Here is a 12234-nt window from a genome sequence, read left to right as displayed (position 1 = left end):
CTCATCCTTTACGCGGCCTTGGGCATGGCCGCTGTCTGTTTTCCCACGGCGCCGGCGCATAAAAAAACGCCCGAAGGCGTTTTTTTGGCTGGCCCGCGGCAGAGTTTAGCAAAGAATGGGCCGGGGCGGGGGAGCGGGATCAAGACAACTGGTTGAATACCCGCGCGATCCGGCCCACGCCGCTGGCCTGCACCGGCGACTCAAAGGCCCCAATGAAGCAGGACTCGCCCGGCTTCAGCACCACCTGGTTCCCCTCCTTCTCCAGCACCGCCTCGCCCTCCACGCAGAACAGGATGGCCGCGCTCTGCTGCGCCAGCGCCTGCGGCTCGGCCGAGAGATCGTGCAGGGAGAAGGCGAAATCCTCCACCGGGATCGGGAAGTTCAGCTCGTGGCCGTGGCGGTGCGGCTGGGTCAACAGCGTGTCGGCAGGCTTCGGCTCAAACTTCAGGTTGGCCATCAGCTCTGGGATGTCGATATATTTTGGCGTCAGCCCGGCGCGCAGCACGTTGTCCGAGTTGGCCATCACCTCCAGCGCCACGCCATTCAGGTAGGCGTGCGGCGTCTCAGCGTAGAGGAACATCCCTTCGCCCGGTTGCAGGGTGATGACGTTCAGCAGCAGCGGCGAGAAGAGGCCGCTGTCATCCGGGTAGACGCCAGCGATGCTGCGGATGGCGTCCCAGGTCTCGCCCTGTTGGCTGTTGAGCGCTGCCTTCAGCACCGCCAGCGCGCGTGATTTGGCTTCGCCCTGCATACTCAGCAGGCCGGTGAAGAGGGCCGCCAGGTGATCGGCGTCCGGCTGTTGCAGGAAGGCGGCGATGTCCGGGTGCGCACCGGCCACCGGTTGCAGCAGGGAGATGATGTCATTCAGCGCGCGGAAGCCGTTCAGCGCCTGGAACGGGGTCAGGGCGAACACCAGCTCCGGCTTGTGGTTGGCGTCCTTGTAGTTGCGCTCGGCGGCGTCCAACGGGATGCCAGCCTCATTCTCCTTCGCGTAGCCCACCTCGGCGGCGGCCTTGCTCGGATGCACCTGGATGGAGAGCGGCTGGTCAGCGCACAGCACCTTGAACAGGAACGGCAGCTCGCCGAAGCGATCCGCCACCGCCTGGCCGAGCCAGTGGGCCGGGTCAGCGTCAATCACCTCGCGCAGCGCGCGGCGTTGCCCCTGCTCATCAACAATCTCGGAACTGCTTTTGGGGTGCGCGCCCATCCACAGCTCGGCCATCGGCTTGCCCTGCGGATTAGCAATACCATACAGGCGGGTCAGCGCGTCGGGGCTGCCCCAGGCATAGTTCTGAACCGCATTGTGCATCTTTTGCATGTGGCTATCCTGCTCATGAAAAATATAGAAAGGGGCCGGGGAGATCCCGGCACTCAGCAAAATTTTGGTTAGTTAACAATGGGAACGGGTGATTATCAATAAGGAAAGTCTAATAAATGAGGCTGTATCTCATTATCGTGCGCTTTTCTGTGTCAATATAGGGTGTTGTGCCGAGGGCAGCCTGGGTGCGCCCGGCGGCACACTCACTATCTGTGCTATGCATCTTAAGGAGAAAGTAATGGCAGCCACTCGCATTGAAAAAGACTCAATGGGGCCGATTGAAGTTCCTGCGGAACAACTGTGGGGCGCACAAACCCAGCGTTCATTAGAGCATTTCCGCATTTCCACGGAGAAAATGCCCACCGCGCTGATCAACGCTTTGGCGCAAACCAAGCGCGCCGCCGCCACGGTAAACATGGATTTGGGCCTGCTGCCCGCAGAACGCGGCAATGCGATCCTGCAAGCCGCTGACGAAGTGCTGGCCGGTAAACATGGTCAGGCATTCCCGCTCTCTGTCTGGCAGACCGGTTCCGGCACCCAGACCAACATGAACATGAACGAAGTGCTGGCCAACCGCGCCAGTGAGCTGCTGGGCGGCGAGCGCGGCAACAGCCGTCTGGTGCACCCAAACGATGACGTCAACAAGAGCCAAAGCTCCAATGACGTCTTCCCGACGGCCATGCACGTGGCGGCCGTGGTTGCGCTGCGCGAACACCTGCTGCCGCAGCTGGAAACCCTGCAAAACACCCTGGCGCAGAAGGCCGAGGCGTTCAAAGACATCGTCAAGATTGGCCGTACCCACCTGCAAGATGCCACCCCGCTGACGCTGGGTCAGGAGATCTCTGGCTGGGTGACGATGCTGGCCTACAGCCAGAAGCACATTGAGGCGGCGATCCCGCACCTGTGCGAACTGGCGCTGGGCGGCACCGCCGTCGGCACTGGCCTGAACACCCACCCGGAGTACGCCGAGCGCGTGGCCAAGGCCATCGCCGAGCTGACCGGCCAGCCGTTCGTCACCGCGCCGAACAAATTCGAGGCGCTGGCGACCTGTGACGCGCTGGTGCATGGCCACGGCGCGCTGAAAGGTCTGGCGGCCTCGCTGATGAAGATCGCCAACGACGTGCGCTGGCTGGCCTCCGGCCCACGCTGCGGCATCGGTGAGATCTCCATCCCAGAGAACGAGCCGGGTAGCTCCATCATGCCGGGCAAGGTCAACCCGACCCAGTGCGAAGCGATGACCATGCTCTGCGCGCAGGTGATGGGCAACGACGTGGCGGTCAACATTGGCGGCGCGTCCGGCAACTTCGAGCTGAACGTCTTCCGTCCGATGGTGATCCACAACTTCCTGCAATCCATCCGCCTGCTGGCGGATGGCATGGAGGGCTTCAACGAGCACTGTGCGGTGGGCATCGAGCCGAACCGCGACCGCATCAGCCAGCTGCTGAATGAGTCGCTGATGCTGGTGACGGCGCTCAACACCCACATCGGCTACGACAAAGCGGCCGAGATTGCCAAGCAGGCGCACAAAGAGGGGCTGACCCTGAAGGCGTCGGCGCTGAAGCTGGGCTACCTCACCGAAGCGCAGTTCGATGAGTGGGTGCGCCCGGAAGAGATGGTCGGCAGCATGAAACGCTAAGCCCGCTCCCGGCAGCAAAAAGCCAGCGCATGCGCTGGCTTTTTTTATCCCTGCCGCTTAGACGCGATGGTCGGTATAGAGGTGCAGGCGCGGGATCACCAGATGCAGCGGCTGCGCCGCCGGGCGGTACTTGTGCTTGATGGCGTTGACGTCATAGTCCGGCAGCTCGCCCAGCTTCGGCGTCTTCACCTGCTTGCCGACCCGCTCGCACAGGGTGATCAGCGGCATCGGGCAGGGGTGCTGCACCTGCTTCTGCTCCGCCGGATACCAGGCGCGGGCGATCGGCTGCACCTTCACCGGCCGACGGATCTTCAGCGCCGCCTTCTCCGGCAGGCGCATGATGTCATTGATCTCGCGCGTCACATTCTCGGCCCACTGCTCACGCGTGTAGGGGGCAACGGCGCGCCCGGCCTTCAGGCTGCGGTTCAGCTGATCAACAATCTCCTCACGCGTCACGTTCTTGATGATCTGCTTGTTCGCCCAGCCAAAGCGCACCGAGCCGGGGTTAAGCAGGTAGGTCACAGAGCGGTAGGCGTTGAGGGTGATCAGGCCGCGCAGGTGGGTGTGGACAAACTCAAAGCGCTGCTCGCGCTCCAGCCCGGACTCCACGGTGACGATATGCTCCAGCTCCGCCTTCAGTTTGTTCACCTCCTCAATCAGCAACTGTGCCGCCTGACGCTCATCCGGTGAGACGGCGTAACAGAGCACCCCCGGCAGACGCACCGCCGATTTGCTGCTGATGTGTCCGGCGTTGTCCTGGATAAACAGCCGGCGGAAGTGTTGCAGCGCGCGCTGGTGGGCGACGTCGCCCGCCAGTGGGGTGACGGCAATCTGGTCGAGCGGATCATTCTCCTTGCCTTTCTCTATCTCCGGCAGCACAAACACCCGCGCATCCAGCCGCTCCAGCTTGCCCAAGAGATGGGTGAGGTCATCCAGCGCCAGTTCAAGTTCGTAAAAGCATTCATTCATGCGTTCTATAAGCTCGTAGTTACTCATTCACCCCTCCTAATAGTTACAACATACTTTATAGCGCATAAGAAACAGGCTGGCTACCTGAAATTCTGTGTTTTGTGCGTCAGCAGGAAAAAATGCGCACCGGGCGCAATAGGCCCGGCGCGCGGAGGGAAGGGATCAGGCTGGCAGACGCTTCTCTGGCAGGCTCTTGAGCCGCCAGCCGACGGCCAGACCCACCAGCAGCATCAGGCTGATGTAGCCGACCACGCCCAGCCAGCCAAAGTTGTGCCAGAAGACGCCGCCAAAGGTGCCGGCCACGCTGGAGCCTGCGTAGTAGCAGAACAGGTAAAGTGAGGAGGCCTGTCCCTTAGCGCGGCGCGCGCGGCGGCCAATCCAGGCGCTGGCGACCGAGTGGGCGGCAAAGAAACCGCCCGCCACCAGCACCATGCCAGCCAGAATCACCGGCACCGGGTTAAAGGCGGTCAGCAGGATGCCCACCAGCATCATGCCAATCGCGCCGAGCAGCACCGGCCCGCGGCCATAGCGGGTGGAGAGCAGACCCGCCTTCGGCGAACTGTAGGTGCCCATCAGGTAGACGATCGACAGGATGCCGACAATCGCCTGACTCAGGTGGTAGGGCTGCGCCAGCAGGCGGTAGCCGATGTAGTTAAACAGCGTGACGAAGCTGCCCATGATGACAAAGCCCTCGACGAACAGCAGCGGCAGGCCAGCATCGCGGAAATGCAGGCGGATGTTGATCAGCAGGTTGCGCGGGCGCATCGAGGCAGGGCGGAAGTGCTTCGACGGCGGCAGGATGCGCCAGAACATCAGCGCCGCGCCGAGGGCGAACAGACCGACCACGCCAATCGCCACTCGCCAGGAGAAGAAGTCAGAGAGCACGCCCGTCACCAGACGGCCACTCATGCCGCCGATGGAGTTACCGCTGATATACAGCCCCATCGAGAAGGCCACCACGCTCGGGTGGATCTCCTCGCTCAGGTAGGTCATCGCCACCGCCGCCACGCCGCTCAGGGCCAGCCCCACCAGCGCGCGCATCAGCAGGATGCCGTCCCAGCTGGTCATCACCGCGCAGATCAGCGTACAGACCGCCGCCAGCAACAGCGCCACCACCATCACCGGCTTGCGGCCCACCGCGTCTGAGAGCGGGCCAGTAAACATCAGCCCGATCGCCAGCAGCCCGGTCGAGGCCGACAGCGACAGACTGCTGCTGGCTGGCGAGATGCCAAAGTCATGGGAGAGCAGCGGCAAAATCGGCTGGACGCAGTAGAGCAGGGCGAAGGTCGCCAGCCCGGCTGAGAACAGCGCCAGCGTCACGCGGATGAATTGCGGCGTCCCACGCTTGATAAAGGGCGTCGTTGGGCGCGGCGAGGCGAGTTTCAGGGCACGGGATGAGGTCGGCAGTGAGGGTTGTTGATGCGCAGCGTCACTGTCATTGGCTGCATCGCTCGCACGGTGGTCATTCGCAGAGCGTTGGGGGCTGGTCACGGGTAATCCTTATGTTGGGGGAGTCATACAGGTGTAACAAAATCATAGGCAGGTCACATTTTTCTGTCTAATATATTAATGATTGCAATTGATACTTTAAAAATATGATGAACATTGAACTGCGCCATTTGCGTTACTTCATCGCGGTGGCAGAAGAGTTGCACTTTGGCCGGGCGGCGGAGCGGCTACGCATCTCACAGCCGCCGCTGAGCCTGCAAATCCAGACGCTGGAGCAGCAAATTGGTGCCACATTGCTCTCCCGGACGAACCGCAGCGTCAGCCTGACACAGGCTGGCGAGCAATTTTTGCGTGATGCCTACCAGATTCTGGCGCAGGTCAATGACGCGGCGGAGAAGGCGGCGCGCATCCACCGGGGGGAGGTGGGGGAGCTGACCATCGGGTTCACCTCCTCTTCGCCCTTTATCGGCAGCATTTCGCGCAGCCTGCGCCGCTTCCGCCAGATGCACCCCCATGTGCATATCCAGATGGAGGAGCTGAACACCAAGCAGCAGATTGGCCCGCTGTTGGAGGGAAAACTCGATCTCGGCGTGATGCGCAACACCGTGCTGCCGGAGGCGCTGCACTACCAGTTGATGCTGCGCGAACCGCTGGTGGCGGTACTGCCAGAGGATCACCCGCTGGCGGCTGGCGAACCGGCGGCGCTGGATGTGCAGGCGCTGGCGGATCAGCCGTTTGTCTTCTTCTCGCGGCTGGTCGGCACCGCGCTCTATGATGAGATCCTTGACCTGCTGGCGGAGGCGGGCATTCGCCCCTTCATCACCCAGGAGGTGGGCGAGGCGATGACTATCATCGGGCTGGTCTCCTCGGGGCTGGGCGTCTCCATCCTGCCAGCCTCCTTCATGCGCCTGAAGATCAGCGGCGTACGCTATATCCCGCTGGCTGACCCGCGCTTCGCCACCCAAGTGTGGCTGGTGAGCCACGCGCGCCGACCGTTGACCGCACCCGCCCAAGCGCTGCTGGATCTGCTGCTGGAAGATCGCGGGCTGCTGGCCAAATAGAGGCTTTCGCGCCGGGAATCTGTGCGGCGAATCACATAAACAATCAAATGGTTGCCGTCTTGTTCCCAAACGCCCGGCATGTCGAATATGATTTATTTCGAGGCGCGAAAAATTGCAGGAGCAAGTAAGTGATTGTCGACGGGCTACCCGGGCATATCGATCAGATTAAGCAGACCAATGCAGGCACGGTATACCGGCTGATAGACCAGTTTGGCCCCATTTCACGCATTGAACTCTCCAAACGGGCGCAACTCGCGCCAGCCAGCATCACCAAAATCGTCCGCGAGCTGCTGGAGGCCCATCTGGTACAGGAGACGGAGTTCCAGGAGCCGGGTAGCCGCGGGCGGCCCGCGGTAGGGCTGATGTTGGACACCGAGGCGTGGCACTTCCTGTCCGGGCGCATTGGCCCCGGCCACCTGACGCTGGCGCTGCGCGACCTGAGCAGTCGACTGGTGGTGGAGGAGCAGGTCTCCCTGCCAGCCACCGGCGATTTGCCGCTGCTGGAGCGCCTGCTGTGCGCCATCGATCACTTCTTTATCCGCCACCAGCCGCGGCTGGAGCGCCTGACCGCCATCGCCATCACCACACCGGGCATCATCGACGCCCCGGCCGGGGTAATCCACCGTATGCCGTTCTACTCGGAGATGGAGCTGCCGCTCGGCCCGGCGCTGGCGCAGCGCACCGGGGTGCCGGTCTATTTGCAGCATGACATCGGCGCCTGGACGATGGCCGAGGCGCTGTATGGTGCCTCGCGCGGCTCGCAGAATGTGATTCAGTTGGTGATTGACCATAACGTCGGCGCGGGCGTGATCACCGGCGGGCGGGTGCTACATAGCGGCAGCCGCAGCGTGGCGGAGATTGGGCATGTGCAGGTCGATCCCTACGGCAAGCGCTGCTACTGCGGCAACCACGGCTGTCTGGAGACGGTGGCGAGCATTGAGAACATGCTGGAGCTGGCGCGCCAGCGGCTGAGTGTCTCGATGAGTTCGCAGCTGCACGCCATGCCGCTGACGGTGGAGTCGCTGTGCGACGCGGCGATGGCGGGCGACCAGCTGGCGCGCGACGTGATTCTTGACGTCGGCAACAGCGTCGGCCGCATTCTGGCGATCATGGTCAACCTGTTCAACCCGGACAAAATCCTGATTGGCTCGCCGCTGAACCGCGCCGCGGCCATCCTGCACCCGGCGATCATGGGCTGCATCCGCCAGCAATCCCTGCCAGCCTACAGCGCGCCGCTGGCGCTGGAGGCGACCCGATTCCAGAATCAGGGCACCATGCCGGGCGCGGCGCTGATCAAGGATGCGCTCTACAACGGCTCGCTGCTGGTCAAGCTGTTGCAGGGCTGACCCCACCCGGATCATATTTGTCTCAGTTATGGATACTCACCAAACAAAACCTTGAGCTATCTCAAGGTCTCCCCACCGCCGCCCCCTAGACTGGCTCGATAGCGCGGCCTGTGCCGCTTTACTGCTCAAGGGAGCGAGAACTCATGACAGCACTTTTTGTCACCGGCACCGACAGGGATGTCGGCAAAACCATTGTTTCACGTGCGCTGGTTCAGGCGCTGACGGCGCAAGGGCAGCGTGCGGTGAGCTACACGCCGCTGGCGCTGAGTGCCGCCGCGCGTGGCCTGGCCGCCAGCACCGCGCAACCGGAGGAGGCGCAGCCGCTGCTGGTGCTGGATGGCGAGGAGATCTACGCCCACCCGCCAGAACCGGCGCTGTTTGAGCGCTTCAGCGCCGGGCTGGCCGCGCGGGAGGCGCTGGCCGACAGCGTGGTGGTGGAGGGGTGCGGCGGCTGGCGGCTGATGCTGGACGAGACGCGCTGCTACGCGGATTGGGTGCGGGCGCAACAGTTGCCGGTAGTGCTGGTGGTGGGCATCAAGCAGGGCTGCATCAGCCACGCGCTGCTGACCGCCGAGGCGATCGTGCGGGATGGCCTGCCGCTGGTGGGCTGGGTGGCGAACCGCATCAACCCCTGTCTGGCGCACTATGCCGAAACCATCCACCTGCTGAGCCGCAACATCGACGCGCCGCTGCTGGGCGAAATTCCCTACCTGCCGCACGCGGAGCGCCGCGAGCTGGGCCATCTGCTCGACCTCAGCCGGCTCGCCGTGCCACGCTGATCGCCATTTTGGCATACCCTTCGCAAAAATCGCCGCACGCCCCGCCGGGTGGGCGGCGGGCTGATATACTCAGACAGTAAACAAAACAGCAAATTGCGAAGGTGTATGAAACAGACTCTCCCACCGGATCGGGTTCCCCATCGTTCCCTTATCTTGATTGCCTGTATGCTGGCGATGTTCATGGCGGCGATTGAAGTGACCATCGTCGCCACCGCCATGCCCACCATCATCGGCGAGCTGGGCGGCTTCCCGCTGCTGGGCTGGGTGTTTGCCGTCTACCTACTGACCCAGGCGGTCAGCGTACCGATCTATGGCCGGCTGGCCGATCTCTATGGCTGCCGACGGATGTTCTTCATCGGTACGCTGGTCTTCCTGCTTGGCTCGGTGCTGTGCGGCTTCGCGCCCTCAATGATCTGGCTGATCGTCTTCCGCGCGTTGCAGGGGCTGGGGGGTGGGGCGATCATGCCGATTGCCTCGACCATCATTGCCAACGTCTACTCCCCGGTGGAGCGCGCCAAGGTACAGGGTTACCTGTCGAGCGTCTGGGGCATCTCGGCGATTGTCGGGCCGCTGATGGGGGCATTTATTGTCGAGCACTTCAACTGGGCGCTGGTGTTCTGGATCAACGTGCCGATTGGCGTGGTGGCGATGGCGATGCTGGCGCGCTATCTGCCCGCGGCGCAGGCCGGGCGGCAACACAGCCTCGATCTGGCGGGCACCGGCTGGCTGACGCTGGCGGTCTCGGCGCTGCTGTTGGCGCTGTTGCAGGCGGAGGCGCTGGGCTGGATGGCCGGGGCGCTGCTGCTGGTGGCCATCGGCAGCGCGGTGATGCTGGTGCGGCAGGAGCGGCGCACCGCCGAGCCGCTGTTCCCGCTGGCGCTGTGGCGCAGCCGGGTGATTGTCGCGGGCAACATTGGCGGGCTGGTGATGGGCGCGGTACTGATGGGCATCAGCGCCTTCCTGCCGACCTTTGTGCAGGGGGTGATGGGCGGATCGCCGCTGGAGGCTGGCTCGACGCTGGCGCTGGTGTCGATTGGCTGGCCGCTCGCCAGCGCCCTCAGTGGTCGGCTGATGCTGGTCACCTCCTACCGCTTTACCGCGCTGTGCGGCGCGCTGCTGATGATCGCGGGCAGCCTGCTGCTGCTGTTGGTGCAGCCAGAGCAGACGCTATGGTGGGCGCGGCTGGCGGCCTTCACCCTCGGGGCGGGCATGGGGCTGAGCAACACCACCTTTTTGGTGGCGGTGCAGAATGCCGCCGACGCCTCGATCCGGGGCATCGCCACCGCCTCCACCATGTTTTCACGGCTGATTGGCTCAGCGCTTGGCACCGCGTTGTTGGGCGCGACGCTCAATCTCAGCCTGCAACGGCAGTTGCCGGGGGTGGCCGACCCGGTGCAGCAGTTGATGGAGGGGCCACAGCGTGACGCGCTGGGCAACGGCCAGTTGCAGGGGCTGGTGGAGGGCGTGGCGACGGCGTTGCATGGGGTGTTTATGGTGTCGGCGGGAATGGCGTTGCTGACGCTGCTGGCGGTGTGGCTGATGCCAGCCAGTCAGCGACCGGCCGAGCCGGAGGCGCAGGGGAGCCGCCCCTGAGCAGAGAAAAAGCGAGGGCGCCCTGCGGCGCCCTCGCTTCATTACTGGGCGGGCGCGGCATCCTGGCTGGTGCCGGTCTGCGGGTTGGCGGTGGCGGCCGCATCGCTGCTGCCATCGCCGGTCTTGCTGTAAACAATTTTCTGTGTGTCGTTCTCACAATGGCCGACAACCTGTCCGCCAGCCTGCTCGACCTGATCGTTCGGGACAATATCCAGAGTAAAGCCCGACTCAGGCACGCCGTTATTGATGATCTTTTGGGTAATGTCCGCTTTCACGCTCTCGCATGAGGCTTGCGCCGCCAGGGGTAACATGGCCAGCAGGGCCGCGGCAATCAGTGGTGATCTCTTCATCATTCCATCCTTTAGCAAAGCCAGTCCGGGGTATCGCGCTCGCAGCCAATGCCCCCGCCATCGAAAAGTTGCCCAACCGGGGCCTTACGGCAGAATCTGGCGGCCAGTGCGGCGATCCAGACAGCGCTCGGTGTTCGGTTCCCAATAGGCATTCAGGTTCATGCTCTTGTCACAGCTTTCGCGCTGGTCAATGGCGGTGTCGAACTTGTCGAACTCCTTCTCGGCACGGTTGTTGACCTTTTTGCGCAACATCCGGGTATCATCCCACTGCTCTTTGTTCTGGCGCGCCTCCTCATTGGAGAGGGCATTATCGCCATTGCCGTTGAAAATACAGGTGCCGCTGGCGCAGTTGGTCGCAGCCACGGCCGGTGCCTGCCAGACGGCAAACAGGGCTGCCAGCGCAATCGGCGCGAGGAGTCGCCACCGAGGGATCATGGGTTCAGTCATTTTCATATCCTTATCAGTGATTCGCCGCAGGCTTCGCCCGTGCGGTCAACAGGGTGCCCCACAGATCCGGGGCACGCCTTAATTATAACACTCCACCTCCTGCTGGGCAGTGGCGCTGCCTGCGGGTTTAGGGATGATTGAAGGAGAAATCGGGTGCTCAAAACCACATTGCTGTTCTTCGCCACCGCACTGGCGGAGATTGTGGGCTGTTTTTTGCCCTACCTCTGGTTAAAAAAAGCGGCCAGTGTCTGGCTACTGCTACCGGCGGCGCTCAGCCTGATGCTGTTTGTCTGGCTGTTGACGCTGCACCCGGCGGCCAGCGGGCGGGTTTATGCCGCCTATGGCGGGGTCTACGTCTGTACGGCGCTGGTCTGGCTGCGGCTGGTGGATGGGGTGCGGCTGGGGGTGACGGACTGGCTGGGCGCGCTGGTGGCGCTGGCCGGGATGCTGATCATCGTCTCCGGCTGGCGCGGCGCGTAAAGCGCGGGGCGGTGAGGCCCCGCACCGGCGTTACCCTTCGCGGTGGATATTCAGCGCGGAGAAGGATTGGCTGACTGGCATGATCTCCAGCCGGTTGATATTGACGTGCGCTGGCAGGGTGCTGCACCAGTAGACAGACTCGGCAATGTCATCCGGCATCAGCGGGTTGGCATTGTCGTAGGTCTTGCTGGCTTTCTCATCATCGCCCTTGAAACGGACGTTGGAGAACTCGGTGCCGCCCACCAGACCCGGCTCGATGTCGGTCACGCGCACTGCGGTGCCCGCCAGATCGGCGCGCAGGTTGAGGCTGAACTGCTTAACAAACGCCTTGGTCGCGCCATAGACGTTGCCGCCCGGATAGGGCCAGCTACCGGCAATCGAACCCATGTTGATCACGTGGCCGCGCTGGCGCTCCACCATGCCCGGCAGCAGGGCGCGGGTCATGAACACCAGCCCCTTGGTGTTGGTGTCAATCATCGTCTCCCAGTCATCGCTATTGGCGCGGTGCGCTGGCTCCAGCCCCAGCGCCAGACCGGCGTTGTTCACCAGCACGTCCACTTCGCGCCACGCCTCGGGCAGGCTGGCCAGCATCTCATCGATGGCGGCGCGATCACGCACGTCGAGCTGCACCACATGCACCTGATCCCCCAGTGCCTCCTTCAGCGCATCCAGACGCTCCTGACGGCGGCCAGTGGCGATCACCTTGTGGCCTTCGCGGATGAAACGGCGTGTGATGGCTTCCCCAAACCCGGCGGTCGCGCCGGTAACCAGAATGATCATATCCATATTCCTCAACAAGTTATTCG

12 protein-coding genes are annotated in these 12234 nt (G+C 63.3%); 6 read left to right on the top strand and 6 right to left on the bottom strand.

Annotated features, from left to right (window positions below; translation table 11 throughout):
- Nucleotides 1-139: 139 nt before the first annotated feature.
- Nucleotides 140-1318, bottom strand: a complete 1179-nt coding sequence (gene manA, locus C1N62_RS08650) for a mannose-6-phosphate isomerase (protein WP_137763249.1) — start codon at nucleotides 1316-1318, stop codon at nucleotides 140-142.
- Between the two features lie 238 nt (nucleotides 1319-1556).
- On the opposite strand from manA, the gene fumC reads away from it, so the two are divergent.
- Nucleotides 1557-2954 (top strand): class II fumarate hydratase, encoded by a 1398-nt coding sequence (gene fumC / locus C1N62_RS08645; protein ID WP_137763248.1) that lies wholly within the window; start codon nucleotides 1557-1559, stop codon nucleotides 2952-2954.
- Nucleotides 2955-3011: 57 nt separating this feature from the next.
- Here the strand turns inward: fumC and tus are convergent, their stop codons facing one another.
- The gene (gene tus, locus C1N62_RS08640; protein ID WP_137763247.1) at nucleotides 3012-3950 is read right to left on the bottom strand and encodes a DNA replication terminus site-binding protein; all 939 of its coding nucleotides are present in this window, start codon (nucleotides 3948-3950) and stop codon (nucleotides 3012-3014) included.
- A gap of 135 nt (nucleotides 3951-4085) precedes the next feature.
- Entirely contained in the window at nucleotides 4086-5330 is a 1245-nt protein-coding gene (locus tag C1N62_RS08635; protein ID WP_240775772.1) for an MFS transporter, read from the bottom strand.
- Between the two features lie 191 nt (nucleotides 5331-5521).
- On the opposite strand from C1N62_RS08635, the gene C1N62_RS08630 reads away from it, so the two are divergent.
- The 4 genes from C1N62_RS08630 to C1N62_RS08615 all read left to right on the top strand — a co-directional run bounded on the left by C1N62_RS08630 (nucleotide 5522) and on the right by C1N62_RS08615 (nucleotide 10151).
- A complete protein-coding gene (locus C1N62_RS08630; protein WP_137764961.1) occupies nucleotides 5522-6433 on the top strand; it encodes a LysR substrate-binding domain-containing protein in 912 nt (303 codons plus the stop codon).
- Nucleotides 6434-6561: 128 nt separating this feature from the next.
- Complete coding sequence (locus tag C1N62_RS08625) at nucleotides 6562-7779, top strand: ROK family transcriptional regulator (protein ID WP_137763245.1); 1218 nt, start codon at nucleotides 6562-6564, stop codon at nucleotides 7777-7779.
- Between the two features lie 143 nt (nucleotides 7780-7922).
- The gene (gene bioD, locus C1N62_RS08620) at nucleotides 7923-8558 is read left to right on the top strand and encodes an ATP-dependent dethiobiotin synthetase BioD (protein WP_137763244.1); all 636 of its coding nucleotides are present in this window, start codon (nucleotides 7923-7925) and stop codon (nucleotides 8556-8558) included.
- A 105-nt stretch (nucleotides 8559-8663) separates the two neighbouring features.
- On the top strand, nucleotides 8664-10151 hold the full coding sequence (locus C1N62_RS08615) for an MDR family MFS transporter (RefSeq protein ID WP_240775677.1): 1488 nt from the start codon (nucleotides 8664-8666) through the stop codon (nucleotides 10149-10151).
- Nucleotides 10152-10192: 41 nt separating this feature from the next.
- Here C1N62_RS08615 and C1N62_RS08610 read toward each other — a convergent pair whose 3' ends face one another.
- Together C1N62_RS08610 and C1N62_RS08605 are read right to left on the bottom strand one after the other, a co-directional pair.
- Nucleotides 10193-10501 carry a DUF1161 domain-containing protein gene (locus tag C1N62_RS08610; protein WP_137763243.1) on the bottom strand — a complete coding sequence of 103 codons (309 nt, stop codon included), beginning with the start codon at nucleotides 10499-10501 and terminating at the stop codon, nucleotides 10193-10195.
- An 84-nt stretch (nucleotides 10502-10585) separates the two neighbouring features.
- On the bottom strand, nucleotides 10586-10954 hold the full coding sequence (locus C1N62_RS08605) for a DUF1283 family protein (protein WP_137763242.1): 369 nt from the start codon (nucleotides 10952-10954) through the stop codon (nucleotides 10586-10588).
- 147 nt (nucleotides 10955-11101) lie between these two features.
- Here C1N62_RS08605 and C1N62_RS08600 point away from each other — a divergent pair, with 147 nt between their 5' ends.
- On the top strand, nucleotides 11102-11428 hold the full coding sequence (locus tag C1N62_RS08600; protein ID WP_137763241.1) for a YnfA family protein: 327 nt from the start codon (nucleotides 11102-11104) through the stop codon (nucleotides 11426-11428).
- Between the two features lie 30 nt (nucleotides 11429-11458).
- On the opposite strand, the gene ydfG is transcribed toward C1N62_RS08600, so the two are convergent.
- Nucleotides 11459-12208 carry a bifunctional NADP-dependent 3-hydroxy acid dehydrogenase/3-hydroxypropionate dehydrogenase YdfG gene (gene ydfG / locus C1N62_RS08595; protein ID WP_137763240.1) on the bottom strand — a complete coding sequence of 250 codons (750 nt, stop codon included), beginning with the start codon at nucleotides 12206-12208 and terminating at the stop codon, nucleotides 11459-11461.
- Nucleotides 12209-12234: the final 26 nt, after the last annotated feature.

It is taken from the genome of Nissabacter sp. SGAir0207 (assembly GCF_005491205.1).
Classification (GTDB): domain Bacteria; phylum Pseudomonadota; class Gammaproteobacteria; order Enterobacterales; family Enterobacteriaceae; genus Chimaeribacter.
Note: the sequence above shows the minus strand (reverse complement) of the source record. Positions and strands in the feature narration are given on the sequence as shown.

Coding starts and splice junctions, on each gene's coding strand:
- C1N62_RS08630 (WP_137764961.1), top strand. CDS start 5,522: ATGAACATTGAACTGCGCCATTTGCGTTACTTCATCGCGGTGGCAGAA.
- C1N62_RS08605 (WP_137763242.1), bottom strand. CDS start 10,954: ATGAAAATGACTGAACCCATGATCCCTCGGTGGCGACTCCTCGCGCCG.
- bioD (WP_137763244.1), top strand. CDS start 7,923: ATGACAGCACTTTTTGTCACCGGCACCGACAGGGATGTCGGCAAAACC.
- manA (WP_137763249.1), bottom strand. CDS start 1,318: ATGCAAAAGATGCACAATGCGGTTCAGAACTATGCCTGGGGCAGCCCC.
- ydfG (WP_137763240.1), bottom strand. CDS start 12,208: ATGATCATTCTGGTTACCGGCGCGACCGCCGGGTTTGGGGAAGCCATC.
- fumC (WP_137763248.1), top strand. CDS start 1,557: ATGGCAGCCACTCGCATTGAAAAAGACTCAATGGGGCCGATTGAAGTT.
- C1N62_RS08610 (WP_137763243.1), bottom strand. CDS start 10,501: ATGAAGAGATCACCACTGATTGCCGCGGCCCTGCTGGCCATGTTACCC.
- C1N62_RS08615 (WP_240775677.1), top strand. CDS start 8,664: ATGAAACAGACTCTCCCACCGGATCGGGTTCCCCATCGTTCCCTTATC.
- tus (WP_137763247.1), bottom strand. CDS start 3,950: ATGAGTAACTACGAGCTTATAGAACGCATGAATGAATGCTTTTACGAA.